This window comes from Pseudoalteromonas sp. 1_2015MBL_MicDiv, assembly GCF_002407505.1.
GTDB classification, from domain to species: Bacteria; Pseudomonadota; Gammaproteobacteria; order Enterobacterales; family Alteromonadaceae; genus Pseudoalteromonas; species Pseudoalteromonas fuliginea.
Genome location: NZ_CP012738.1, coordinates 354738 through 379535 on the forward strand (window position 1 = coordinate 354738; position 24798 = coordinate 379535).

Annotated in this window: 24 protein-coding genes; 12 read left to right on the plus strand and 12 right to left on the minus strand. The window is 40.7% G+C overall.

Features of this window, described 5'->3' with window-relative positions:
• Window positions 1-108: 108 nt before the first annotated feature.
• Genes AOR04_RS19105 through AOR04_RS19115 form a run of 3 tightly spaced genes read left to right on the plus strand, consistent with a single transcriptional unit; the run spans window position 109 to window position 1059 of the window.
• Entirely contained in the window at window positions 109-471 is a 363-nt protein-coding gene (locus AOR04_RS19105; protein ID WP_010553586.1) for a 2OG-Fe(II) oxygenase, read from the plus strand.
• Complete coding sequence (locus tag AOR04_RS19110) at window positions 465-713, plus strand: DUF1272 domain-containing protein (protein ID WP_096794346.1); 249 nt, start codon at window positions 465-467, stop codon at window positions 711-713. The genes AOR04_RS19105 and AOR04_RS19110 overlap by 7 nt, the downstream gene beginning before the upstream one ends.
• A gap of 43 nt (window positions 714-756) precedes the next feature.
• The gene (locus AOR04_RS19115; RefSeq protein ID WP_096794347.1) at window positions 757-1059 is read left to right on the plus strand and encodes a hypothetical protein; all 303 of its coding nucleotides are present in this window, start codon (window positions 757-759) and stop codon (window positions 1057-1059) included.
• A gap of 127 nt (window positions 1060-1186) precedes the next feature.
• Here AOR04_RS19115 and AOR04_RS19120 read toward each other — a convergent pair whose 3' ends face one another.
• From AOR04_RS19120 to AOR04_RS19155, 8 genes are all read right to left on the minus strand, one after another.
• On the minus strand, window positions 1187-2470 hold the full coding sequence (locus AOR04_RS19120; protein WP_096794348.1) for an allantoate amidohydrolase: 1284 nt from the start codon (window positions 2468-2470) through the stop codon (window positions 1187-1189).
• Between the two features lie 14 nt (window positions 2471-2484).
• Window positions 2485-3714, minus strand: coding sequence for a pyridoxal-phosphate-dependent aminotransferase family protein (locus AOR04_RS19125; protein ID WP_096794349.1), 1230 nt, complete (start codon window positions 3712-3714; stop codon window positions 2485-2487).
• A 3-nt stretch (window positions 3715-3717) separates the two neighbouring features.
• Window positions 3718-4542: a sulfite exporter TauE/SafE family protein gene (locus tag AOR04_RS19130; RefSeq protein WP_096794350.1), complete on the minus strand. Its 825-nt coding sequence runs from the start codon at window positions 4540-4542 to the stop codon at window positions 3718-3720.
• Window positions 4530-6113, minus strand: coding sequence for a gamma-glutamyltransferase family protein (locus AOR04_RS19135; RefSeq protein ID WP_096794351.1), 1584 nt, complete (start codon window positions 6111-6113; stop codon window positions 4530-4532). Before AOR04_RS19135 ends, AOR04_RS19130 begins: the two co-directional genes overlap by 13 nt.
• Entirely contained in the window at window positions 6110-7315 is a 1206-nt protein-coding gene (locus AOR04_RS19140; RefSeq protein WP_096794352.1) for an amidase family protein, read from the minus strand. The genes AOR04_RS19135 and AOR04_RS19140 overlap by 4 nt, the downstream gene beginning before the upstream one ends.
• 337 nt (window positions 7316-7652) lie before the next feature.
• A complete protein-coding gene (locus tag AOR04_RS19145) occupies window positions 7653-8135 on the minus strand; it encodes a putative 4-hydroxy-4-methyl-2-oxoglutarate aldolase (protein WP_007378542.1) in 483 nt (160 codons plus the stop codon).
• A gap of 3 nt (window positions 8136-8138) precedes the next feature.
• Complete coding sequence (locus AOR04_RS19150) at window positions 8139-8792, minus strand: TetR/AcrR family transcriptional regulator (protein ID WP_004334664.1); 654 nt, start codon at window positions 8790-8792, stop codon at window positions 8139-8141.
• Between the two features lie 266 nt (window positions 8793-9058).
• A complete protein-coding gene (locus tag AOR04_RS19155) occupies window positions 9059-10237 on the minus strand; it encodes an IS4 family transposase (RefSeq protein WP_050484169.1) in 1179 nt (392 codons plus the stop codon).
• Between the two features lie 286 nt (window positions 10238-10523).
• On the opposite strand from AOR04_RS19155, the gene yddG reads away from it, so the two are divergent.
• A complete protein-coding gene (gene yddG, locus AOR04_RS19160) occupies window positions 10524-11426 on the plus strand; it encodes an aromatic amino acid DMT transporter YddG (protein ID WP_096794353.1) in 903 nt (300 codons plus the stop codon).
• 74 nt (window positions 11427-11500) lie between these two features.
• Here the strand turns inward: yddG and AOR04_RS19165 are convergent, their stop codons facing one another.
• Together AOR04_RS19165 and AOR04_RS19170 are read right to left on the minus strand one after the other, a co-directional pair.
• Entirely contained in the window at window positions 11501-12016 is a 516-nt protein-coding gene (locus tag AOR04_RS19165; protein WP_007378540.1) for an ankyrin repeat domain-containing protein, read from the minus strand.
• Window positions 12017-12115: 99 nt separating this feature from the next.
• A complete protein-coding gene (locus AOR04_RS19170; RefSeq protein ID WP_096794354.1) occupies window positions 12116-13642 on the minus strand; it encodes a catalase in 1527 nt (508 codons plus the stop codon).
• A 427-nt stretch (window positions 13643-14069) separates the two neighbouring features.
• On the opposite strand from AOR04_RS19170, the gene AOR04_RS19175 reads away from it, so the two are divergent.
• The 5 genes from AOR04_RS19175 to AOR04_RS19195 all read left to right on the plus strand — a co-directional run bounded on the left by AOR04_RS19175 (window position 14070) and on the right by AOR04_RS19195 (window position 20905).
• Window positions 14070-14741, plus strand: coding sequence for an HAD family hydrolase (locus tag AOR04_RS19175; RefSeq protein WP_096794355.1), 672 nt, complete (start codon window positions 14070-14072; stop codon window positions 14739-14741).
• A gap of 212 nt (window positions 14742-14953) precedes the next feature.
• On the plus strand, window positions 14954-16675 hold the full coding sequence (locus AOR04_RS19180) for a purine-cytosine permease family protein (protein WP_096794356.1): 1722 nt from the start codon (window positions 14954-14956) through the stop codon (window positions 16673-16675).
• Window positions 16676-16722: 47 nt separating this feature from the next.
• The gene (locus AOR04_RS19185) at window positions 16723-18246 is read left to right on the plus strand and encodes a mannitol dehydrogenase family protein (RefSeq protein WP_096794357.1); all 1524 of its coding nucleotides are present in this window, start codon (window positions 16723-16725) and stop codon (window positions 18244-18246) included.
• A 2-nt stretch (window positions 18247-18248) separates the two neighbouring features.
• On the plus strand, window positions 18249-19166 hold the full coding sequence (locus AOR04_RS19190; protein WP_096794358.1) for a carbohydrate kinase family protein: 918 nt from the start codon (window positions 18249-18251) through the stop codon (window positions 19164-19166).
• Between the two features lie 269 nt (window positions 19167-19435).
• Window positions 19436-20905 (plus strand): carbon starvation CstA family protein, encoded by a 1470-nt coding sequence (locus AOR04_RS19195; protein ID WP_096794359.1) that lies wholly within the window; start codon window positions 19436-19438, stop codon window positions 20903-20905.
• 84 nt (window positions 20906-20989) lie between these two features.
• On the opposite strand, the gene AOR04_RS19200 is transcribed toward AOR04_RS19195, so the two are convergent.
• A complete protein-coding gene (locus AOR04_RS19200; protein WP_007378853.1) occupies window positions 20990-21508 on the minus strand; it encodes a TetR/AcrR family transcriptional regulator in 519 nt (172 codons plus the stop codon).
• A gap of 388 nt (window positions 21509-21896) precedes the next feature.
• Between AOR04_RS19200 and AOR04_RS19205 the strand changes: the two genes are divergently transcribed.
• From AOR04_RS19205 to AOR04_RS19215, 3 genes are all read left to right on the plus strand, one after another.
• Window positions 21897-22517: a glutathione S-transferase family protein gene (locus AOR04_RS19205; protein WP_096794360.1), complete on the plus strand. Its 621-nt coding sequence runs from the start codon at window positions 21897-21899 to the stop codon at window positions 22515-22517.
• Window positions 22518-22566: 49 nt separating this feature from the next.
• Window positions 22567-23259 (plus strand): cupin domain-containing protein, encoded by a 693-nt coding sequence (locus AOR04_RS19210; protein ID WP_096794361.1) that lies wholly within the window; start codon window positions 22567-22569, stop codon window positions 23257-23259.
• Between the two features lie 98 nt (window positions 23260-23357).
• Window positions 23358-23738 carry an STAS/SEC14 domain-containing protein gene (locus AOR04_RS19215; protein ID WP_002960091.1) on the plus strand — a complete coding sequence of 127 codons (381 nt, stop codon included), beginning with the start codon at window positions 23358-23360 and terminating at the stop codon, window positions 23736-23738.
• A 95-nt stretch (window positions 23739-23833) separates the two neighbouring features.
• Here AOR04_RS19215 and AOR04_RS19220 read toward each other — a convergent pair whose 3' ends face one another.
• Window positions 23834-24721 carry a LysR family transcriptional regulator gene (locus AOR04_RS19220; RefSeq protein ID WP_096794362.1) on the minus strand — a complete coding sequence of 296 codons (888 nt, stop codon included), beginning with the start codon at window positions 24719-24721 and terminating at the stop codon, window positions 23834-23836.
• Window positions 24722-24798 lie beyond the last annotated feature (77 nt).

Genomic DNA, 24798 nt, shown 5'->3' on the forward strand with positions numbered 1-24798 from the left:
AAATACAGTAAACGATTGAATCAAAATATGAACTCGGCTATGGTTTGTTTATCAATAAAAATAAAAAACGAGTTAACCTGCAGCTTGTTAGCTGTTTCGAGGGATTGTATGTTTTTTTTGAGTAAATTATTTTGTTGGGAGCGAGGCCGACAAAAATCAGGCTACGATAAAATGTTGATTTGTGGTGCTACGTGGCCAATTAAATTTGATACATATTTGCTTAAATTCCCACAAGGAAGTGAAATAGCACCACACACAGACAAAGTTGAATCTGGTAAACACTATCGATTGAATATAGTGCTTAAAAAAGCAGATTTGGGTGGTGAGTTTATTTGTAGTAATCCGATATTTGAAACAAAGCGGGTTAAGCTATTCCGCCCTGATGTAAGTGAGCATCAGGTATCAAAAGTTATAAAAGGTAATAGATATTTACTCAGCATTGGGTGGATAAAAGGGAGCTCTAAATGCTAGATTTAAGACCTAATTGTGAATGTTGTGATAAGAATCTACCTGCACAGTCCACAGAGGCTTTTATTTGTTCATTTGAATGCACATTTTGTTCGGGCTGTGCTCAAACGGTATTAAATAACGTGTGCCCAAACTGCTCAGGTAATTTGGTTCAGCGGCCAATTCGCCCTTTGGCTGCACTAAAAAATTACCCAGCATCGACTAAACGGGTATTAAAAGAAAGTGTTTGTGCGCTAAACACATAAAAACATAAAGTGTAATAATTACATTTCTGGGTATGGAGGTCTGATGAGAAAATCCTTTGAATTTACTGTTAAGTCAATCAAAGTTAAAATAATTAACGCTTGGTTTAGTGGTGCTAAATTATATGTAAATGGTGACTTACGAGATACTGACAAGACTTTGTTCGCTTTTAGGAATAATACTTTACTATCTGCAAATTTAGGTGAGTTGGGTGTTCTAGAAATCAAGCCATTATCGGGTTTAATTACCGTCGAAATGGATGCATATTTGGTTAATGGTACAAACATTCAACATGTATATAGCTCACATAAACGCCTTAGCCTAAAAGAGCAAAGGGCAGCCCGATAAAGCTACTTTAAATAACGTATATTCCTGCATTTACCTGCCTTCAGTAATAACCTCCAAATGACTTTGAGGAGGTTTAAGCCCCTAAGCATACCAAGTTAATATACTTGGTTTACTCGATTACCTTAAATCACTCACACTCTTTCACATAAAGTAAAAGCGCGCTGTACATTACACTGAGTGCCTTTGTTACATCGCTGTCGATAACCGCTTCTGCTGGGTGATGGCTTATACCGCCAGGGCTGCGTATAAACAACATGCCAACGGGGCAAATTGGAGCGATTGCCATTGCATCGTGCCCTGCGCCTGAGGCAAGTGAAGGCGATGCTTGGTTATTGAGTTTACATGCGCTTGAAAATAAATGCTGAATAGTGGTGTCGCACGCTACGGCATCGGCGGCATGAGTCCATTGCCAATCAAGCGTTAAATTGCGTTTGCTTGCTATAGACTGTGCGCTGCTTTGTATGGCGCTTAGTAAGTTAGCGAGATCGGTGTCGCTTTGTGCGCGTGCGTCTAGGCTTATGGTTGTTTTACCTGCAATCACGTTTGTAGCGCCTGGGCGAGACTGTATTTGCCCTACGGTGGCTACTTCGCCATTTTTAGCATTGCTTGCTAGTTTTTCAATTTCGGTTACTAATTCGGCGCAGCCTGCTAACGAATCCTGACGTAAATTCATAGGCGTAGTGCCTGCATGACCGCTTTGGCCTGTTAGGGTAAGCATGGCGCGTTTTGCCCCTGCAATAGCCGTTACAACGCCTAACGCCTGATTAACCGATTCGAGCACCGGACCTTGCTCTATATGAGTTTCCCAGTAACCTAGTAATTCGCTTTTATTTAGTGCGGCTTTTGCGTAGTCGCTGGGATTTAAGCCAAAGTCGAGCATGGCTTGGCGCATAGTTATGCCGTTTGTGTCTTCAATGTTTAGCCACTGTGGGTCAAATTCGTTAGCGAGTGCTTTTGAGCCAATTAAAGTTGTGGCAAAGCGGGTGCCTTCTTCATCGCAAAAGCCCACTATATCTAAATGAAAGGGCAGGTCGAGCTTTAACTTATGTGCAAGCGCGGCAATTTCTATCCCCAGTAGTACACCTAAAATACCATCAAATGCACCTGCGTTTGGTACGGTGTCGAGGTGCGACCCTATAATTAAACGTTTAGCATGTGGGTTTGATGATTTAAGCCGCCCCCAAAGGTTGCCCACTTCGTCTTGCCACGATTGCATGCCTGCCTCAACCATCCACGATGCAGTAACGGCGTTACACTCTTTGTGCTCTTTTGATAAGTACACACGGTGAATACCGCCTTGCATTTGCGATAGTGCGCTGAGGGTTTTACAGCGAGATAAAGCGCGTGTTGCGTATTCATCAGCAAGTTCTTTATCTAATAAAGGGCTGTGTTGTGGGCTTACAATCGTCATGCTAAATCCTTTTTTTATTTATAGTGAGCAAGGGCGGCAATGGCGGCTTCGCCTTTAGGGCCTTTGTAACCGTTGGCATGTAAGCAAGCGTCTAAGCTTGCAAGTGTTTGTAATACAGCATCTTTGCGGGCGTTGTAGCCCATAGTGCCAATACGCCAAATTTTTCCATGCAGTGGGCCAAACGAGGTGCCAATTTCTATTCCAAAATCGGTTAGCATTTGTCCGCGTACGTGATCGGCATTAATGCCCTCGGGTATACACACACCCAGTACGTTGTTCATTTTATGTGTTAAATCACCAAATACATTTAAGCCGAGCGCTTGAATGCCTGTTAGCATGGCATCGCCATGTAATGTGTGGCGCGCTACGCAGTTATCCACGCCTTCTTCAATAACAATGCGAGCACATTCTGAGGCGCAATACAACATGCTGGTGGCTTCGGTATGATGATTTAGGCGCTCCTCGCCCCAGTAATTCATTATCATGCCTAAATCAAAGTAGTTTGAGCGTACAAATGGCTCTGTGCCGTCGATATGATCGGCCGTGCGAATACCTGCCTCTACCTTTTTACGTTTTTGGATCCACTCGGCGCATTTGTCGCTTAGTGTCAATGGCGCTGACCCAGAAGGTCCGCCTAAACATTTTTGCAGGCCAACCGAAAGTGCATCGAGTTTCCATTCATCGACAGGAAGTTCGTTACCCACAATAGATGCGGTGGCATCGCAGTAAAATAGTACATCGTGCTTTTGGCAAATATCGCCAATATGCTCAAGAGGTTGGTTCATGGTGGTGGATGTATCGCCTTGTACCATAGCAAGTACATGGGGTTTTACATCAACAATGGCTTTTTCGATTTGCTCTGGCGTAAACACTTCGCCCCACGGTACTTCTATTGTGTGCACCTTTGCGCCAACGCGTTCTGCAATTTCAGCCAGTAAATGCCCAAAACGCCCCATAATTGGCACCAATACTTTATCGCCTGGGCGCAAAATAGAGCACAGTACGGCTTCAATCCCAGCGCGCGATGTGCCATCTATTAGCATGGTCCATTCGTTTTTTGTTTTAAAAATTTCGCGGTAACGTGCCATGGTTTCGTTCATAAAACCGGTCATTACTGAATCGTATTGACCTATAAGCTGCGCCGACATAGCACGTAAAACACGAGGGTCGGCATTAATTGGGCCTGGTCCCATTAATAAACGCTGTGGTGGGTTTAAGGTTTGAACTTGCGTGTTATTAAACATATTTTAGGCTCCCAGAGTCTGAATAAGCATGCGTACGCCGGTTATCATTAAGACAACGGCAAAGGCGCGTTTTAGTTGTTTTTGATCCAGTTTGCTACCAATCTTTACGCCAATAGGCGCAAATAAAATAGTTAGCGGAATAATAAGAAAAAAGGCAGGGAGGTTAACCAACCCCCACGTACCTAGGGGAGCATCGGTTGGCGTTGTGCCAATACTTAATAAAGTAATAACGCCAGGTAGCGCAATCAATAAACCAAAAACGGCCGCAGTACCTACTGCAACATGGGCACGTACATTAAATGCGTTTAGCATAGGTACGCCAATAGTGCCGCCGCCTATGCCAATCATTACCGACAAACCACCTACAATACTTGCCATAACGCCTTGACCAAATTTACCTGGTAGTTGTTTTACAAGCGCGGGTGCGCCGGCTCTAAATAGCATGTTTAAACTGACTAAAATAGCAATACAGGCAAACATAAGTACCAGTGCATTACCGCGTATTGAGTGCGCTAAGTAGCTGCCTACAACGGCCATAACTAAAATAAATGGTGCCCAGTATTTTATTAGCGCAAGGTCAATATTCCCTTTGCTATGATGCGAGCGAATAGATGAAAGCGAAGTAGGTACTATGGTTGCAAGTGATGTAGCGGTGGCTATCATCATTGCCGACTCTGGGCTTACGCCAAAACCTTGCAGTAAAAAATACAGCACAGGGACGATAACAATACCGCCGCCTACACCAAAAAGTCCTGCTAAAATACCGGCAAAAATACCGGTTGCTATTAAGGCTACTATAATTGGCCATTGATTTATTATTTCTGACATTGTGTTCCTGCTGTAGTTACTGTTGCACGTCCATCTGAACGAGGATCTGTTGCAGCTTCAAGGCTTGTAGGTGTATCTAAAATAGCCCCAGCGTGCCCCATCATTTCGTTATTATTATCAACGCTTACCCAATCGTGGTCACGTTGATTTAATTCATGTTCTATATGAAAAACTAACTCTTTTTCAATTTTTAAATTTGTACTTGTATCGCCCCATGTGCGTCCAAGTAACCAACGAGGGTCGCTAATTGCTTGTTTTATTGATTTATTTCGCCACGCATAGCCTGCAAAAACAGAGGCTTGAGTTTGTGGCTGCCCTTCACCGCCCATTGTTCCGTAAGCAAGTCGACGACCATCGCTAAACTTTGCCAGTGCTGGGTTAAGTGTATGAGCGGGCTTTTTATTTGGAGCAAGGGCGTTGGTATCTTGATTGTTTAAACTAAAGCTTAAACCACGGTTATTCCACACAAAGCCGCCTTCACTCATTAATATTCCGCTGCCAAATTCCCAGTAAATACTTTGAATAAAGCTGACTAATTGCCCGTTTTTATCTCTGGCTGCCATCCACACAGTATCGCCAGGCTCTGCGTTAAATGGCCATTTTTTGGCTTTACTCATATCAATATTATTAGCAAGTTCGCTTAAGCGATTATCGGTTAGTGCGTTTTTATAATCATCCCCTAACACATCAGGGTCAGCCCAAAGGGTAGGGCGATGCGTAAAGCTTTGCTTAGTTGCCTCAACAATTAAGTGCGTCCAGTCGGCATCGGTTTTAGCTAAATGCTTTAACTTATTTACGGAACCAATTATTTGTAGTGAATGCACGCCCTGTGTTGGCGCGGGTAAGTTGTAGCAATCAATACCACTGAGGTTTGCATTTAGCGCAGTAACTACCTCGGCTTTAGTATTTGCAATGTCACCTGCTGTAATTGAGCTGCCTGCTTTTGCTAAGTCGGCGGCAAATGAGTTGGCAAGTGCGCCTTCATAAAATGCGTTTAAACCATGCTTTGCTAGGTATTCAAACGTTGCTGCAAGTTTAGGGTTTTTAAAATGTTGACCTGCTTGTAAGGGCTTGCCATTGGGTATGTAGAGGTTTTTAAACGCCTCATTGGTATTGTTAGCAGCGGCTAGCTTTTCGCAGCCTGCTTGCAAGCTTTTTGTAACGGTAAAACCCTCGCGAGCAAGTTCAATAGCAGGTGCTAAAATTTTTGACAGTGGTAGTGCTGCGTGCTCATCTAGTTCAAGCGCTTTTTGCCAGCCGCGTATTGTGCCCGCTTGAGTTAGTGCGCTTAATCCGCCGCGCTCTGGTATTTGCGTGAGCGTGTTATAGGGCGTTGTATTAGTTGCTGCGCGGCCGCAGGCGTCAATAGCGGTAGGCGTTTTTTGGTTTGGGTTATCGATAAGCCAAAAGCTGTCGCCACCAATTGAGTTCATATGTGGATATACAACGCTAATCGCAGCGGCAGCCGCTACCATAGCCTCGGTAGCTGTACCGCCTTGTTTTAGTATATTTATACCCGCCTCAGTGGCCGAAAAATGAGATGCGGTAAATGCAATGTTGTGTGTGGTCATGCCGTTGTGCCTTGTTTAAAGTGTGCAGCTAGGTGCTTAACGCAAGCAAGTAGGCTTTTATCGTTACCGTGGCTCATCATTAATGAAAAACCATACGGATGATCATTTGCTAAATCAGCCAGCGGTAAATGCACTTGCGCTGAGCCACTAAGCCCTGCAATTGCCGAAAGCGTAATAATTTGCATGCGTAAGGCGCTTGTGTCGGCGCCTAATTTAGGTGCGGTTGTGGGTGTGGTTGGCAAAAATAAACAGCTGTTTGTATTTAGGTTTTTAGCTATTAGTGTTTGCCATTGGGTTTGTACTTTTAGTGCTTCTTGTTCTTCTTGATCAGTTAGGGCAAGCGCCATATTAAAACGTGCCGCAATTGCTGGAGCAAACTGGGGAAGTTGCCCCTGCAATTGAAGCCAATCTTTATGCGTTTTTGCGATTGCTCGCCCTTGCAGTATTCTAAAACTATCAGCCAGTTCGTTTAATAAGCTGCTGTTAGGTAGTTCAAATTCTTTATGGTGTTTAAAATTAGGCTTGGTTTTTTCAAGCAATTTTTTAAGTGGGGCTTGTAAAGCAGGGTCAACGAGTTCAAATAACGGCTCGCAAATAACTAAGGTATCAACGTTATTAATAGCTTGATTTGGTAACAGTACATTACCTACATCGCTTAATAGCTCGGCGCTTTGGGTAAGCCAACCTATGGTATCAAAAGGCGGAGCCAACGGTATTAGGCCGTCTTTTTCAACCACGTTATGGCTTGGCCTTATGCCATATAAACCACAATAGCTGGCGGGTATTCTAATTGAGCCGCCAGTGTCGGTGCCTAAGCCAATATCAGCTAAGTTTGCAGCAACGGATGCAGCAGACCCCATACTCGAACCACCGCAGGCATGCCCTTTTAATTTAGGATTTTGCGCAGCGCCATAATGTATATTATTACCCTCTAAGCTATAAGCCAGTTCGTCTGTGTGGGTAAAGCCTATAAAGTTACAACCAGCGGTCATGAGCTTAGTAACCGAGCTTGCCGTATTTTGAGCCGGTTTAGCTGTTTTAAACCAGTGTGGGTTGCTTGCGCTGTTACGCTCGCCCTTTACTGCAAATACATCTTTTACAGCTAAGCGATTGTTTGCAAGTAGACCAGATTGGTTTGTTTGCCACAGGGTAGGACCATGGTCACAAAAAATACCGGTCGTATTATTATTTTTGGTACTCATATCACCACTCGTTATAAAAAATCTGACCAAGCAGTTCAGATTTAGAGTGATTAAAAAGACGGATTAATTTTTATTATTTTTCAGCTCACTGCGTAACATCTTGTTTTTATTTTACAGAGCCTGATCCGCTTTTTAATCGTTTAGCTTATTATATTGTTTAAAACCTAAGCAAGAGGAATGCCATAAATTAAAATCCTGTCCAACTGGTCAGGTTTTATTGGGTTGTATGAGGTTTGTAAATGTGGGCTGTAGAAATAGTGAGATTAAAATGAGCTAAAACAAACCAACTTGGTGCGTAGGTGCACCAAGTTGGTCTCTATTTATATGGTTTTGAGTGCTAAATAAGGGGCGTTTTACTGATGATTAAACCGTTAATATCGGCGTAAACCCAATCGTTAGGTTCAATAGTGGTGCTAAGCATGGTAACAGCTTGGTTTTTATCACCAAAGCCGCGCTTTAAGGTACTACGCGGTGTAGAGCCTAGCGCCATTACAGGTAAGTTCATCGTGGCAAGTATCTCAATATCTCGGCAACAGCCATTTATTATTACGCCTTCCCAGCCATTATTTAGGGCACGCTCAGCCATAATATCGCCTATAAACGCAAAGCGTTTGCTCGCAAACCCGTTTATAACTAACACTTTACCTTTACCATTTTCATGCAATATATCGGCGGCAAAAGAGTTGTCTTCTGGGCAGGTAACGGTAACTACTTTGCCATAAAACGTGGTTTTTTTACCAAAGTGATAAAGGCCGCTGTCTGCTACTTGCACGTTATCGCGATGATCGTCAAATAAATCGGGTGTAGTAAAGGATGTCATGGGTTAAGTCTCACTTTGCTCAGGTATTTTAAGACCAATACCTTTTAAAATTATGTGGGCAATTGATTGCGTAATTTGTGCCACATCGGTTTCGTCGTACTCTAATTTGTTCATTACGAGTAAAACCTCAGCCTGAAAGTCGGCGTAATATTGCGTGGTAGACCAAATAGTAAAGAGCAAATGGTAGGGATCAACCTTATCCATTTTATCTGCGTCCATCCATGCTTGAAGTACATCAACCTTTTGTTTAACCCAAGGGCGGGTATTGGTTCTAAAGTAGTTTTGTAAATAAGGTGCACCGCGCAGTATTTCACTGGCAAATAAGCGAGATTGCATTGGCTGATTTACGGCGAGTATTACTTTGCTTTTAATATAGTTATAAAGCACGGTAGCTGGATCGTCGTTAATTGTGACGTTATCAAGCCCTAAGTTCCAATTAGCTATTATGCGGTCGATCACAGACTCGTACAGACCATCCTTACTTTTAAAGTAATACAAAATATTAGCTTTTGGCACCTGCGCTTCTTTAGCAACCATGCTCATACTTGCTCCGTCGTAACCTAATTGCGAAAACAATTGCTCGGCGGCATCTAAAATTAGTTTTTGGTTTTTCTCGCGTGTCACTTCTTTTTTATTTGGCTTTATTTGTGTGGTCATTATAGAGTTTGCGTGTTTAACGTATTGATTGATTGTAGCTTTACTGACCAAAAGGTCAATTACTAAAAAAGGTGAATGCTAAAAACAAACGAGAGGTTTAAGCTATTAACTTTAGGGTCTGTTGATCTTTGCGGATTAAAATTTGTTCAAACTAGGGGCTATTTAATCGCGGTGCGAGGTTTGTAACCTAGTGGGCTAAGTAAAAACCGAGCAACAAAGAGTAAGTAGCCCCTAGGAAGAACCCTTTGGGCTGAGGGATCCCCACTTTATCCAGCGGCCTCTTTTTGATAATTAGAAATAAAGTTTTTTAAACTTTTTTCTATATAGCTTTGTGTAATACGTCTCTTACATAGCTTTATGACTTGCTTGGCTAAGGTTAAAAATGAAAGAACTCGGCGATTCTTAACACTATTTGCTTGAAATTTTATATGCCACTTTCTTTTTTCTGCTTCACACCCTATAAACCATAACGCAGTGCTCGCTATTGTGGCTATCAAGCATAATATTCCTATTCTATTTATGCCGGTGCTTTTACTAAAACGCCACGAAAAACCATATCTCAAACTTTTGTCATCGCGGAAATTTTGCTCTATTTGCATTCTTTTACTATATAAACCAACTACTCGCTTACTCGTCATTGTATTGTCTGATGTCGCGAGTAACCATGGCTCTTTCGCTAAGTTTTGATACATTTTTGTATCTTTCGTAAATCTGCTTTTTCCTTTTCTTCCTTTATTTTTTCCATGATATACGTGTAAAAATGCATCGCATGCTGTCGGGCTGGACTGAGTTAGTCTTGCTTGACCTAACGCCTTTGGTATATCGCTGGCACCAGCCCTAAGTTGTTTTAATGTATGCCATTGTGATTGCATGGCTAGTTTACACTTCATTGAGCCTCTTAATCGACCTATCATATGCCAACCAAGTTCGCGTACTTTACTATACCAAGGCGTAAGAAAGCCGCCGTCTGTTACAATATAGACACTAGGATGTCGTCCAAGCACTTCATAAAGTTCATCTAAAAACAGGCTGTTGGTTGCTGGGCTATCAAAATTCTTCTGCTCAACAATCATGTTATAAATCACGATAGAGCGCCCATCCACAAGTAAGCTTGCTCGCAGTAAGTGATAGTCGTGACCACAGGCACCGCTCCAGTCAACGGCAATTGCAAGCATTGGTAAAGAGTCGATAATAGGATGAGCTAATGCTTTATAGATAGCGACCCTTTCATTGTAGAGGTGAGTATTTTTTAAGAAGCGATCAACGCGTTTTATTTTATGTTTTACATCCACAGCGCCAGACAAATTTCTGCCGATTTCAGTTAAGGTAAGTTTATTGCCCGAAATTAATGCATTACTGCAGCTTAGTAATGTTTTTACTCTGGCATTATTGAATGGCGCTAATGCATGTTTAAAGTACTTATGGCAAACTGATGTGTCAGGCATAGCAGTTGTGACTTATGTGGGTTGTGGTGATTTACATAAGATCATAAATTGCTGTGCCTGTCACGTTTTGGGGATTCGTCAGCCCTTTGGGCAGCGCCTGTTTGGCATTAATGCTACGTTATCGCCCATTAATGGGGAATAACCACACTATATAGGCTCTGCCTTGCCTAAATACCAAACAGGCTGCTGCAAATTTAACCTTGAAAGAACAACAGACCCTTATTGTTTAATTAAATAATTACTGTTAGTTTAGTTTCAAATTTACGAGTAGTACTTTAGGTTTAATATGGAGTTTTTAAGCAAAAATAAATATACACTGTATGGAGTCGCTGCAATATTACTGTGGAGTTGCTTAGTTGCATTACTACGGGATATTTCTGAGTTGTTTAGCCCCATTGGTGGTGCGGCGGCTATGTACTCTGTCAGTGCGATATTTTTAATTTTGGTTATGGGAGTGCCCAAGTTTAGTGGGTTTTCAAAACGTTACTTGGTAGTAGGTACTTTATTATTTGTAGCGTACGAAATTTGTTTGGCGCTTTCTATTGGTATGGCAAATAGTCGTCATCAGGCAATGGAAATGGCGGTTATTAATTATTTATGGCCCACGCTGACTATATTGCTCTCTATTATTATTGGTCGTAAAAAAGTAAGTTTCTGGGTTTACCCAAGCATGATCATTGCTTTTTTAGGCGTTGCTTGGTGTATTACGGGCGATCAAAAAATGTCACTCGATACGCTTGTTACTAACTTTGCTGATAATCCTGCTACTTACTTAATGGCATTAGCTGCAGCGTTTATATGGGCTATTTATTGCGTAGTAACGCAAAAGCTGAGTAATGGTAAAAATGCCATTACGTTATTTTTTGCTGTTACGGCAATGAGTTTGTGGGCGCAATATGGTCTTAGTAATGAAGCGCCATTAACGTTTTCACTGGGCTCAAGCATAACATTGCTATTAGCTGGTGTAGTCGTGGGGAGCGGTTATGCACTGTGGAATCAAGCTATTATTGGCGGTAACTTAATGCTGTTGGGTACGCTTTCGTACTTTACACCGGTGTTTTCTACTATTATTTCGGCGTTGTATTTATCTATTACGCTGAGTGCTTCGTTTTGGCAAGGGGTTGTGCTGGTAACAGTGGGCTCGCTAATTTGCTACTTTGTAACGCGAGAAAAGCCTAAACAACCTTAAATAGTGTCTGCAACATAAGACTAATTTTATTAAAAATAAGCCCTATTATTTTAGGGCTTTTTGTTGCGTGCAGATTATTTTGCATTATTTACCTGCGCTAGTAACTCTATAACTTTTTGTTGACCAAATGTTTGTGCAAACTGCTCGGCTGTTTGACCGGCTTTGTTTTGATGCGCGTTATCGCAATCAAGTGATACGAGCGTTTTAGCGATACTAAATTCACCTCTAAAAATAGCGGCCATTAGCGCTGTGTTGCCACGGTTATCTTCTAAACAGGCATTAGCGCCTAAGTGTAAAAGCGTGTTAACCGTGTTTTTATTACCGTGATAAGTGGCAATCATTAACGCGGTGTAGCCTTTGTTGTTGTAGCTGTCGATAGGAATACCAGCATCTACAAATTGCTCTATTACTGCGGTGTCGTTTGTGCGTGCTGCGGCAAAATAATAAGCAAATAAGCTTTGGTATTGAGTTTTTGCAGAATGTTGGTTTTCAACTTGCGTACTGGGTGTTTGTGTATCTGATGTATTTTGAGCGTAAACGCTACTGGTAAAGCTTAGCAGTAGGGCGACTATAATTAATAAATTACGCATAACCATTGCCTCTTATAAAAGAGGAAGGGGTTTATTCCTTCCTCATGGTTGTGGTTTAAATAGCTATTTAGTTGGGACTAATTGCTTTTAACTAGTTGCTTATAAGTTAGCTGCTAGTTGTTTAACCATTTTAATATCGCCTTTTACAGCTTTAGTTAAGCGTGTACCGTACTCACTATCAGCTTTGTAAAAGTGGCTAAGCATTTTGTGTTTAACACTGCTGTTTTGCACTTTGCCTAAATCGCCTGCTAGGTTATTAATTAGGTTTGTACGTTCTTGCTTGCTAAAACCACGGTATATAACACCTGCTTGCGCGAAGTTTTGCTGCTTTTTAATCGCGGCTTGTTGTACAAAGCCTTTTAGCTCTGTGTTACTTCTACGTGCAATTGGGTTTTCAGCTACGTTTTCTTGGCTTGGCTGGTAGTTCACATTGCTTGTAGTGTTACCAATATTCATTGCGCCGTCTTGGTTGTAGTTAACCACTTCAACTTTTGCACGGTTTATTGGCAATTGCTGGTGGTTAGCACCTAGGCGGTACATTTGTGTATCAGCGTAAGAAAACATACGACCTTGTAATAAACGGTCTTCTGATGGCTCAATACCTGGAATAATGTTTGCCGGTGCCATTGCTACTTGTTCCGTAGATTGGAAGAAGTTAGTTGGCATGCGGTTTAGGGTCATTGTTCCTACTTTAGTTTCTTTAATGTCTAACCACATTTTTGTTGCATCTAATGGGTTGTAATCAAAATCATCAAGCTGCGACGGATCAAGCGTTTTAATGTATAGATCCCACTTAGGGAAGTTGCCTTTACCAATTTCGCTGTAAAGGTCGCGTGTTAAGTGTTGGAAGTCTTGGCTTTGCACTTTAGCTACTTCTTTTGCGTCAAGGTTATCAATACCTTGTTGGCTTACCCAATGAAACTTAACGTATTTAACATCACCCGATTTATTAATCATTTTGTATGCATGTACACCCCAACCATCCATTTTACGAAGACTTGCTGGTGTACCGTAGTCGCTGTAAACCCACGTTAGCATTTGTGTAGAACCTGGTTCATACGAGAAAAAATCAAAAAAGCGATTAGGATCTTGAATGTTATCAACCGGAGATGGTTTTAAAGAGTGAACCATGTCTGGAAATTTGATTGCATCGCGAATAAAGAACACAGGTAAATTATTACCTACTAAATCCCAGTTACCTTGGTCTGTGTAAAACTTAGTTGCAAAGCCACGTGGATCGCGCAGTGTTTCTGGGCTGCCTTTTGAGTGAATTACTGATGAAAAACGAACAAATACGTCTGTTTCTTTACCAGCTTGTGCAAACGGTGCTGCAATTGTTAAATCATCTAGCTCTTTTGATGCTACAAACACACCGTGTGCGCCAGTACCACGAGCATGCACAACACGCTCAGGAATACGCTCACGTGCAAAGCGTTGCAGTTTTTGAATTAGTTGCACGTCTTCTAGTAATACACTGCCGCGCTCGCCAGCAGTCATTGAATTTTGGTTGTCGCCAACAGCCGCGCCGTTATCTTTAGTAAGAGTTGTTGCTGCGCTTGCCGGTAATGCTATTGCAAGTGCCAGTGCAGTGAGTGTTAATTTTGTTTTGTTTATTTGAGTATTCATTGTCGACCTCATCTATTTAAAAGTGCCGGCAGTGGTGCAGGCTGTTAATCTGTTAACGATAGTATTAATTTTATTAACTTCGGTAAAACTGATTAATTAGATTGATGTGATTTGTAAAATAGATGAAATGAATTTGCAGATACACTTTTTACATTAATGTAATTTTTTTACTACGACCTTAGTCGCAATATGCTTTTATAAAATTTATTAAATACAAAGGTGTTTAGTTTTATCTGGCGGTATTTTCACCACGTTGGTGCGTTTTATACTTACAGCGTGTTGACATATTCGCGCAATAAAGGGAATATGCTCAATCTGTGGGCTTATGCCCATGGTTGGGTTGTACTAAAAAGTTGCACAATATTAATCGCGCTTAATTCGTTATGCTTAAATTAGCTAAACCAAACAGTTTGAATAAGGTGACAAGATGAATACTAATATTGAGCTAGTGATATTTGATTGTGATGGCGTTGTTATTGATAGCGAAATTTTAAGCGCACAAGTACTCATTAATATGCTTGTTGAAAAAGGCGTTGAGATTGACCGCGCTTATGTACAGCAACATTTTTTAGGCTGCAACTTTAAAACAGTAAGCCAAAAAATAGCGGATGCATTTAATGTCACTCTTCCTGAAAGCTTTGAAGGTGACTACCGCGAGGCACTGTTAAACGAATTTGAAACCGGACTAACCACGACTGACGGTATAAAAGACGTACTTAACAATTTAGCTGTGCCTATTTGTATAGCTACTAGCAGCAGCCCAGCACGCACCGCAAAAGCGTTGAGCGTAGTGAGCTTAAGCAAGTACTTTAGCGATACGGTTTTTACCAGCAGCGAAGTTAAGCGTGGCAAACCAGCCCCCGATTTATTTTTACATGCAGCTAAACAAATGGGTGTAAAGCCAGAGCATTGCTTAGTAATTGAAGACAGTAAAGCAGGCGTAAACGCAGGAGTTGACGCCAATATGCAAGTACTGCATTACAGCGGTGGGCAACATATGCAAGGCTCTGTTAATCATGTACACAGTGCTTACCCAAATGTTGATCATTTAACGCATTGGCAAGATTTTTTTAGTGCATACCCTGCACTTAAAAAGTAGTAAACACGCGGCTTTTTAAATCAACAAAGTTTTAAACGTGATTTGCTCGCCTACACACTGACAGGCAAGCAAACGCAAAATATAAATGTAGATGGTTTTGCTTTACTAAAAATAAAACAAAACATGGCAAAACATCATGCGTTTATAGGCCAAATTATAAAAGGTAAAGTATTTAGGTATTAAATATTTTGCTGTTAACAATAGGAAATACCATGGCAACGAGTCCACACACACACACATTTAAAGATGTAAACGAAGAGCAACTTCCTGTTGCTAATAATAAGCTTCACGGCTGGAAGCATTTTGCAGGGCTATACGCTGGCGAACATGTTGCGGCTACTGAATTTGTTATTGGTGCAACGTTTGTTGCATTAGGCGCTTCAACCATCGATATTCTACTTGGTTTATTAATAGGTAACCTGTTAGCAATGTGTTCTTGGTGGCTGATTACTGCACCCATTGCAGTAGAAACCCGCTTAAGTTTATATAACTACTTAAACAAAATTGCTGGTAACTCAATGACCAAGCTCTATAACTGGGCTAACGTGGTTATTTTTAGTGTTATATCGGCCGCTATGATCACGGTATCCTCCACCGCCGTGCGGTTTTTGTTTGATATACCTGCGCAACTTGATTGGTATCCAAATAGCTTTTGGTTTGTAGCCATTGTTTTAGCTGTTGGATCTATTGTTGTATTTGTTGCGATGTATGGCTTTTCTACGGTTGCTGACTTTTCAAAGCTGTGTGCGCCGTGGCTATTTGTTATATTTATTGCAGGCTCGTTCGCGTTATTCCCTGAGCTTTCAAATCATGTATTAGGTTCTACCTCTTTAAGTAGCTTTAGCGACTTTATGACCATAGGCGACTCCTCCATATGGACGGGCACCAACGCCGATGGTGAAAAGGGCATTGGCCTATTAGAAGTGATTGGCTTTGCATGGGCTGCTAACTCAATTACTCATTTTGGTTTAATCGACATGGCTATTTTTAGATTTGCTAAACGCAAAAGCTATGGCTTGTTTTCTGGTGTGGGCATGTTTTTTGGTCATTACTTAGCGTGGATCTCTGCCGGTATTATGGGCGCAGGTGTTGCGGTATTACTTAAAACAACTATTTCATCACTTGATCCGGGCGATGTTGCATACCATGCATTAGGTTGGACTGGTTTTGTTATTGTAATTATTGCCGGTTGGACTACAGCTAACGCAAACCTTTACCGTGCAGGCCTTGCAGCACAATCTATATTTGTTAATCAATCACGTGAACGCACCACCGCTATTGTAGGTGTTGTAACCGTAATTATTGCGTGTTTCCCATTTGTATTTTCTCAAATGCTTCCGCTACTTACCTACGCAGGCTTATTAGTTGTACCAGTAGGCGGCATTGTGTTTGCTGAGCATGTGTTATTTCCTAAAATTGGCCTAACACGTTACTGGGCTAAATATAAAAATATTACCCGCAGCGTACCGGCTATAGCATCTTGGGCGTTAGCACTTGTGTTTGGCTTTGGCTTAAACGCAATTGATGTAATGTCGTTTTACTACTTGTTTATTCCTACATGGATTTTCACCATTGTTGTTTACACGCTTTTAGCTAAAAAATACGGCGCTGGTGACGATTACACACAAGAGATTGAAGCAGAAGAGCAAGAGCAACGTGATATTAAAGAATATCAAGCTGCTGAGGCTAAAGACATTCCAAAGCCAGTAATTGACAGCTCTGTATTTACAAAAGTACTTAACGCGGTTTCTACGGTTTCACTGGTTATTATTTTTATATTTGCCAGCCAAGTGATGTTTTTCAGTGAAACTATGAATATGTACAGCGCTAATAAATCGCAGTTCGAAATAGCCTGTTTTATTTGTACTGTTATTTATTTTGTTACTGCGTACTGGTCGTTAAAACGCCATAAAGTACTCAATACAGCATCGTAATACAGTATCGTAATTTATATTTTATCTTTGTTTAGTAAGGTCGCACCATGACGCAACATCAACACACTGACGCTCTAGTTACAGGGCTAAACCAACAAAGCTTGGCTCAATTACCAAGCCATGTTGATACACCAACCTACGACCGTAGCGCAGTTAAAGCCGGTATTGTACATATTGGTGTGGGCGGTTTTCATCGTGCTCACCAAGCAGTGTATGTTAACGAGCTTTTAAAAACTCCGGGCTCTGAGCAATGGGGTATATGTGGTGTTGGCCTTTTAGAGGGTAACCGTGGTCTGCGTGATATTTTAAAGCAGCAAGATTACCTTTACACGCTTACGGTTAGACACCCAGACGGTACAATAGATAACAAAGTAATTGGCTCAATGATCGACTTTTTGTTTGCTCCAGAGGACAAACAAGCGGTAATTAATAAGCTAGCGCACAGCGATACTAAAATTGTGTCGCTTACTATTACCGAAGGCGGTTACAACTTTAACCCTGCAACGGGCGAGTTTGACACCAGTAATCCAGATATTATTAACGACATTAATAACCCAAACGACCCAATTACAGCGTTTGGCTACATTACTGCTGCGTTAAAATTGCGTAAAGAGCAAGGCCTAGGCGCGTTTACAGTACAGTCGTGCGATAACATTCAGCACAACGGTAACGTAACACGCAAAATGCTTTTAGCCTTTGCTACAGAGCAAGACAAAAACCTAAGTGAGTGGATTGAGCAAAACGTATCGTTTCCAAATGCGATGGTTGACCGTATTACTCCGGTATCTAAAAAGAGTGATATTGATTACGTGGTTGATGCATATGGTGTTAGCGACGAGTGGCCAATTACCTGTGAGTCGTTTACACAATGGGTAATAGAGGACACATTTAGTGACTCTCGCCCAAATTGGGACGTTGTTGGTGCACAGTTTGTTACTGATGTAACGCCTTATGAAACCATGAAAATACGCTTACTTAATGCAGGGCATTCTGTACTTGGTTTATTAGGTTCAATCCATGGCTATGGCACTATTGACGAAACGGTATCGGATGAATTATTTACCACATACCTACGTGCTTTTATGGATAAAGAAGTAACCCCAAATCTTGAACCACTTGAAGGCATTGACCTTGAAAGCTACAAAGATACGTTAATAGAGCGTTTTGCTAATCCTAATATTAAAGACAGCCTAGCGCGTATCTGTAGTGAAAGCTCAGCTAAACTGCCTAAGTTTTTAATTGCCACAATTAACGAAAACCTAGTACAAGGTCGAGATGTATCACTGGCAACGCTTGTTATTGCTACTTGGTGTTTATACAGCGATAAAGGTTTAAGTGAAAACGGCGAGCAGCTTGAAATTCAAGATGCGATGCACAAAGAGCTTAATTCTTACGCGCAAGAGACTCAAACTAGCCCGATTGCATTTTTAAAGTTAACGAGCTTGTTTGGTAAGCTTGAGCATAACGAAACGTTTACTGCTGAATATAAAAAGTCGATTGCTGCGCTGTATGCACCTAATAGTAAAGTTAAAGCCATTATGAAAAACGTACTTGAGCAAAAGAGTAACTAATTATGAGCATTTTAATTAATCATAAATCAAGCGAAAACGTAAGTGTTAGCTGTTTTGGCGAAGTGCTGTGGGATTGTTTTGATTCAGGTAAACGCTTAGGTGGCGCGCCACTTAATATGTGTGTGCGTATTAACTCACTTGGCATTAAAGCCGACATGATCAGCGCTGTTGGTAACGACGAGTTAGGCGCTGAGTTACTAGGCGAAATTACTAGCAAGGGCGTAAGCTGCGAGTACATTGCTATTAACAGTGATAAAAAAACTAGCACGGTTGAGGTAACACTCGACAATGGTGGCTCTGCAAGTTATGAAATAGTGGCAGATACTGCGTGGGATAATATAGCGCTTACCGATGAGTTACTTAGTAAAGTTAAAAGTAGCGATGTATTTGTATTTGGCAGCCTAATTGGGCGAAGCGAAGCGTCTTTAGCAACGTTAAATCAACTCGTTGATGTAGCAAATTTTAAAGTATTTGACGTAAATCTACGTGCGCCGCATTACAAGTTAGAAACACTTGTAGATTTAATGAATAAAGCAGACTTTATTAAGTTAAACGATGAAGAGCTATACGAAATAGCAAAAGCGATGGGTTGTAAGTTTCATTCGCTTGAACAAAATTTAGCGTTTATAGCACAGCAAACAAATACCGATTACTTATGTGTAACCAAAGGTAGCCACGGTGCTTTATTAACAATCAAAGGCGATAATTTTTATAATTCAGGTTATTTAATTAGCGTAATTGACACTGTTGGCGCAGGGGATTCGTTTTTAGGTTCGTTAATTTATCAGCTTTGTAGCAACGACGACGCGCAATATGCCGTAGACTTTGCATGTGCCGTTGGAGCAATGGTCGCCGAAAGTTCTGGCGCAACACCTACTTTAACGCATCAACAAATTAGTGAGTTTATGAACCCACTTTAAAAAACATTGTGTGTGAAAGCGGTTATAACGTAAAAGTTTAACCGCTTTTTTTGTGCCCAAAATAAGACGCGTGTAATAAATATTCAATGTGGAACGTTAAGTGTGCAGGTTGCGTAAATAGTGGCTTATATCGATTATTGTATTAGCTAAACGTCTTATTGTTTGAGGGTTGAAGCTTTGTTATTGTTCGTCGATTATTCACGGATTGAAAAGGCGGGGCGACACACAATGCGCTCTATAATACAAATACAAAAAGAGAAACGTGCTTTATGATCATCTTTTTTATCTGCCTCACTATTTTAATACTGGGCTATAAGTTTTACAGCCCATTTGTTGAAAAACAAGCCGGTTTGGATTCAACTGCTGACACACCACAAAAACGCTTTAGCGAAGGTGTGGATTACGTCGCTATTCACCCTGTAAGAGCATTTTTAATTCAGTTTTTAAACATTGCTGGCGTAGGCCCAATATTTGGCCCAATTTTAGGTGCTTTATACGGACCAGTTGCACTAGTATGGATTGTACTTGGTAATGTTTTAGGTGGCGCTGTACACGACTTCTTCTCAGGTGTAATGAGTATAAAAGAAGACGGTAAAAGCCTACCAGAAATCGCAGGCCATTATTACAACGTCGTATTTAAAGGCTTTATGCTTGTATTTACTGCCATGCTACTGTTTTTTGTAGGTGTAGTATTTATTATGAGCCCTGCAGGTTTGCTAAGTAACCTTGATTTTTTTGAAGGTACAATACTGGCAAACAACACCTTTTGGGTACTTGCTATTTTAGCGTATTACTTTTTAGCGACCTTGCTACCAATTGATAAAATTATCACTAAGTTTTACCCAATTTTTGGTGCGCTAATGATTGTAATGACAGTGGCAATTGCTATTTCATTACTTATTAATGCGCCGCACTTACCGGTACCAAGTGACTTTTTAGCTTACTTTGAAGCTGATCACGCACATGACTTTTTAGAGCCAAATCCAGATGGACTACCAACATGGCCATTGTTATTTATAACAATTACCTGTGGTGCTATTAGTGGTTTTCACTCTACTCAAGCGCCTATTATTGCGCGCTGTTTAACTAACGAAAAATACGTACGTCCAGTTTATTACGGCGCTATGATGTGTGAAGGTATTGTAGGTTGTGTATGGGCACTTGCTGGTATTGCAGCGTTCCCAGAGGGTTACGCAGGCTTAAAAGCATTGCTTGATCAAGGTGGTCCAGGTTTAGTAGTAAACCATGTAGCTAACAGTTACTTAGGCGTATTTGGCGGTATAATGGCAATTATTGCAGTAGCCGTATTCCCAATTACTTCTGGTGATACAGCGTTCCGCTCATTACGTTTAACTGTTGTTGATGCGTTTAATATTCCACAAAGTTTACGTAACCGCTTATTATTGGCTGTTCCTATACTGACGATTGCGTACTTTATGACGAAGCTCGATTTTTCATTAATTTGGCGCTACTTTGCATTCTCAAACATGCTGCTTTCTACAAGCGTATTATGGCTTGCCACTAAGTACTTGTTTGACCGTGGCACATTCCATTGGATTGCCAGCGTTCCTGCTGTTATAGCAACAGCGGTAACGGTTTCTTATATTGGCACTGCAGCAATTGGCCTTAACTTATCAAGCGATTTAGGTAAACCTATTGGCGCTGTAGTAACAGTGATTGGCTTAATTGTTTTAGCAATTGTGCACTCTAAGCATAAAGTTAAACCAACAGCGGTATAATAATCACATAAGTTATTTCAAGCATTAAAAAAGCGAGCTATTGATAATCAATAGCTCGCTTTTTTTGTGTACTAAATTTAGGTATTACTGAGTTGCAAGTTCAAAGTAACTATTATCGTCGAGCGTTTTGCTTATCATCATAGCGCCCTCAAGCAAGCTCACTGTTTGAATAGCCGCTTTAGTAGGGTTGAGTTCACCATTAGCTAAGTGCGCAGCGCTAAGCCATGTTAGGTTTTGATTAAAAAAGCGTTTTACTTCAAGGCGTACTTTATCTGGAAGGCTATCGCTTTCGGCTCCTAGCAACCCGCATAAACACATTTTTTTATCGGTTACTAATGCACTTCTAAAAAGCTGTATGTACACATCAATAGGATTTTTACCGCTTGCTTTAAGCTCGCTTGGCTCGCCTAACGCAGCTAAAAAAGAATCAGTATATTGATGAGCAAGCTCTGCACCTAAATCGGCCTTAGTTGGAAAGTGATAGTGCACACTGGCGCTTTTAATGCCGACTTCGCTGGCGAGCTCTCTAAAACTAAAATTACTGTACCCGCCAAGGCGCACCTTGTTTTCAGCTGCTTTTAATAAAGCTTCTTTTTTACTCATTTTTAATATTTCCTATCCGTAGCAATACCAATTTTATTAAAACATGATCATTGTATCGCATAAAACAACTTACTAACCGCGTTAAAAATTATTAATAAATAACAACTAGTTGTCATAACTTTCGCTTTGTTATTGCACTATTTTCTTAGCGCAATAATAGAACGCTTATTTAATGCAATTGGTACAGTAAAATTATCGACCAGTAGGTAGTTATTTACAAGTGTTTTTACTTTTAAGCAACCCCCAAATTTTATTATGAATTAAGTTAAATCCCATAAATCAGAAAAATTTAAACGTTGACTTAAATTTAGTTTAATATTATAAATTACCTATCGGTAGGTAGGTTGCGCCGTTAATTCACTTCTAAACAATAAAGGTAGAGATTGCTATGAAAATTTATGATGTAGAAAACTTTCCAAATCCACTTCGTGTTCGTATCGCTTTAGCTGAAAAAAATGCCACTTCAAGTGTTGAGTTTGTAGCTGTTGATTTATTAAATGGTGAACACAGAACAAAAGCCTTTTTAGCTAAAAACCCATTAGCAGGTGTACCCGTATTAGAGCTAGATGACGGCACGTTTATATCAGAAAGTACCGCTATTACTGAGTATATTGATACCGCATTTGAAGGCCCATCTTTAATGGGTGAAACCGCAAAAGAGCGTGCAGTAATTAACATGATGCAAAAGCGTGCAGAATCTATGGTGCTTGACGCTGTGGCAACTTACTTTCATCATGCAACTGATGGCTTAGGTCCTGAGCTTGAAACATATCAAAATGTGGCTTGGGGTGAAAAACAAGGCGAAAAAGCGCGCCAAGGGTTTAGCTATTTTAATGATGTACTAGCGCAATCGGCATTTGTTGGCGGTGAGCAGTTTAGTATTGCTGATATTACATTGTATGCTGGGCTGGTATTTGCTGGATTTGCACAAATAGCAATCCCGAATGAGTTAACCCATTTAGTTGCATGGCAAGAAAAAGTAGCAAAACGCCCAAGTGTTGCAGCTTAGTTAGATTATTAGTTTAAAATTTAAGTGAAGTTACGCTTAGGAGCCAAATATGAAAATAGCTGCCGATTTTAGTAAACGAGTTGTGGTACATAGCGAATCGCTCCCGTGGGTTGCATCGCCAATGGCGGGTGTTGATAGACGAGCGCTCGATAGAGTGGGCGACGAAGTTGCTCGCGCAACGACCATTGTTCGTTATGCACCTGGCAGTGAATTTTCGCCGCATGTACATACAGGCGGTGAAGAGTTTGTTGTGCTTGAAGGGGTATTTCAAGATGAGCATGGTGACTTTCCGACAGGTTCTTATATCCGTAATCCACCGCAATCAAAGCACAAACCGGGGTCTGAAAATGGCTGCGTTATATTTGTAAAGTTATGGCAGTTTCAGCCAGATGATAGAACCCACGTGGGTTTACAAACAGATTTGATGCAAAGTACGGCGCACCCTAGTTTTAAAAATGTTGCCGTAACCCCTTTATACAAAGACGACTTTGAAGACGTAAGCTTGTTGCACTTTAAGCCCAACGCCTGCATGGTTATAAGCGCAAAAGGTGGAGCAGAGTTCTTAGTACTAGAAGGCTCATTTGATGAGCAAGCCGATACTTTTGTAAAAAACAGTTGGTTAAGAGTGCCTATCAATAGCTCCGTTAACGTTAAAGCGGGAAGTAATGGTGCAAAAGTATGGCTTAAAACGGGTCATTTAATTGATGTAGAAAACCAGATATCTCGCATACAAAATGCGTAATTGAGTCGTTTATTTGAGACTATTTATTGATCTAGTTCAGGACTAATTAATTTTAGAAGGTGTACTTTTACCACTCAGCCTATTTAAGGAGAGCAGTAATGGTACACACAACACATGGTTTATCTATTGGTCTTGAACGTGCAGGAAGAGAGTTTTTTTTAAAACTCAAAGCCGTTGGTACGCTTACTCACGACGATTACAAGATAATTACCCCAATGATAAACTCAGCTCTTGGCGAAGTTAAGCACCCAGTCGTGAACGCCTTAATAGATGGTAGCGAACTTGAAGGTTGGGAGTTACGCGCAGCGTGGGATGACTTAAAATTAGGTGTTAAGCACTCTAAAGAATTTAAAAAAGTAGCTATTTACGGTAATAAAGAGTGGCAAGCTCGAATGGCAAAAATAGGTAACTGGTTTATATCGGGTGAGGTTCAATACTTTGAAAATGCTACCGCAGCCATAGATTGGTTAGACGAATAATAAATCCCTTCTCCCAAAAAATAGCGCTTACAAAGCGCTATTTCAACTCTTAAATAAAGGACTTATAGCGAGCGTCTAATAGTTTTTGCTTATTGTTAGGTATCAATTTTATCAAAATACGTTACTAAGCTATCAATAAATGAACGAAGTGCAAGTGATTGATGTTTCCTGGAGCGGTAAATACCGTATATGCTCAAAGTTTGTGGTTTAAGGTGTGGTAGTAAATGTATTAACTTTCCATTATTTATATATTTCTGCGCAGCAAACTTAGGTTGTAGAGTTATTCCTTGATTATTAAGAGCAGCTTTTAACAGTAAGCTCGAATCATTAGCACTGAAGTTACCAGCAATCGCCACAGATACGGGTTTTTCAGGGTGTGAAAAATGCCACATACTTTTTTCAAACCGTGAATAGTTTAAACAGTTATGGCGACTCAAATCATCCGTAGTTATAGGCTTAGAGTTTTTTTCTAAATATTCTGGGCTTGCACATAATACTGAATGGCATTTCCCAAGTGGGCGAGCAATTATATTAGGATCTAAGTCATTGGTAATTCTAATTGCTAAATCTATTCGCTCTTCTACTAAATTTGTAACGTGATTACTAATTTGTACATCAATACTGACTTCGGGGTGAGCGCGTAAGAATTGTTGGAACATATCTTGTAGTACATCATGTGCTAAAAAAGGCGAGCACGACAACCTAATTTGCCCGTTTAATTTGTTATTACTTTCTATCGGCGCACTAATATTTTGGGCGATGGCAATGAGCTCTCGGCTATGATTAAGTACTTTTTCACCCTCTGCCGTGAGTGTAATTTTTCTTGTTGACCGATGGAGTAGTTGGGTATTTGCCCACTTTTCCATTTGATTCAAATACCGTGTAACCATAGATCTAGACATATCTAAAGCACGGGCAGCACCGGCTAGACTTTTCTGCTCTACAATTTTTATAAATACATCAGCTGCAATAATTCTATCCATTCACTTTGCCTATATGTTCGATTTATGCAACAGATGGTTGCATTCTTCCTGGTTTTTAATTCTTAAATTGCAACATA

What these genes read in the sequence shown, in the direction of transcription:
- AOR04_RS19135 (WP_096794351.1), bottom strand. Translation starts at nt 6,113, where the DNA reads ATGACCACACACAACATTGCATTTACCGCATCTCATTTTTCGGCCACT.
- AOR04_RS19180 (WP_096794356.1), top strand. Translation starts at nt 14,954, where the DNA reads ATGGCAACGAGTCCACACACACACACATTTAAAGATGTAAACGAAGAG.
- AOR04_RS19175 (WP_096794355.1), top strand. Translation starts at nt 14,070, where the DNA reads ATGAATACTAATATTGAGCTAGTGATATTTGATTGTGATGGCGTTGTT.
- AOR04_RS19155 (WP_050484169.1), bottom strand. Translation starts at nt 10,237, where the DNA reads ATGCCTGACACATCAGTTTGCCATAAGTACTTTAAACATGCATTAGCG.
- AOR04_RS19190 (WP_096794358.1), top strand. Translation starts at nt 18,249, where the DNA reads ATGAGCATTTTAATTAATCATAAATCAAGCGAAAACGTAAGTGTTAGC.
- AOR04_RS19195 (WP_096794359.1), top strand. Translation starts at nt 19,436, where the DNA reads ATGATCATCTTTTTTATCTGCCTCACTATTTTAATACTGGGCTATAAG.
- AOR04_RS19165 (WP_007378540.1), bottom strand. Translation starts at nt 12,016, where the DNA reads ATGCGTAATTTATTAATTATAGTCGCCCTACTGCTAAGCTTTACCAGT.
- AOR04_RS19200 (WP_007378853.1), bottom strand. Translation starts at nt 21,508, where the DNA reads ATGAGTAAAAAAGAAGCTTTATTAAAAGCAGCTGAAAACAAGGTGCGC.
- AOR04_RS19215 (WP_002960091.1), top strand. Translation starts at nt 23,358, where the DNA reads ATGGTACACACAACACATGGTTTATCTATTGGTCTTGAACGTGCAGGA.
- AOR04_RS19130 (WP_096794350.1), bottom strand. Translation starts at nt 4,542, where the DNA reads ATGTCAGAAATAATAAATCAATGGCCAATTATAGTAGCCTTAATAGCA.
- AOR04_RS19210 (WP_096794361.1), top strand. Translation starts at nt 22,567, where the DNA reads ATGAAAATAGCTGCCGATTTTAGTAAACGAGTTGTGGTACATAGCGAA.
- AOR04_RS19145 (WP_007378542.1), bottom strand. Translation starts at nt 8,135, where the DNA reads ATGACATCCTTTACTACACCCGATTTATTTGACGATCATCGCGATAAC.
- AOR04_RS19150 (WP_004334664.1), bottom strand. Translation starts at nt 8,792, where the DNA reads ATGACCACACAAATAAAGCCAAATAAAAAAGAAGTGACACGCGAGAAA.
- AOR04_RS19120 (WP_096794348.1), bottom strand. Translation starts at nt 2,470, where the DNA reads ATGACGATTGTAAGCCCACAACACAGCCCTTTATTAGATAAAGAACTT.
- AOR04_RS19105 (WP_010553586.1), top strand. Translation starts at nt 109, where the DNA reads ATGTTTTTTTTGAGTAAATTATTTTGTTGGGAGCGAGGCCGACAAAAA.
- AOR04_RS19140 (WP_096794352.1), bottom strand. Translation starts at nt 7,315, where the DNA reads ATGAGTACCAAAAATAATAATACGACCGGTATTTTTTGTGACCATGGT.
- AOR04_RS19115 (WP_096794347.1), top strand. Translation starts at nt 757, where the DNA reads ATGAGAAAATCCTTTGAATTTACTGTTAAGTCAATCAAAGTTAAAATA.
- AOR04_RS19205 (WP_096794360.1), top strand. Translation starts at nt 21,897, where the DNA reads ATGAAAATTTATGATGTAGAAAACTTTCCAAATCCACTTCGTGTTCGT.
- AOR04_RS19220 (WP_096794362.1), bottom strand. Translation starts at nt 24,721, where the DNA reads ATGGATAGAATTATTGCAGCTGATGTATTTATAAAAATTGTAGAGCAG.
- AOR04_RS19185 (WP_096794357.1), top strand. Translation starts at nt 16,723, where the DNA reads ATGACGCAACATCAACACACTGACGCTCTAGTTACAGGGCTAAACCAA.
- AOR04_RS19110 (WP_096794346.1), top strand. Translation starts at nt 465, where the DNA reads ATGCTAGATTTAAGACCTAATTGTGAATGTTGTGATAAGAATCTACCT.
- yddG (WP_096794353.1), top strand. Translation starts at nt 10,524, where the DNA reads ATGGAGTTTTTAAGCAAAAATAAATATACACTGTATGGAGTCGCTGCA.
- AOR04_RS19125 (WP_096794349.1), bottom strand. Translation starts at nt 3,714, where the DNA reads ATGTTTAATAACACGCAAGTTCAAACCTTAAACCCACCACAGCGTTTA.
- AOR04_RS19170 (WP_096794354.1), bottom strand. Translation starts at nt 13,642, where the DNA reads ATGAATACTCAAATAAACAAAACAAAATTAACACTCACTGCACTGGCA.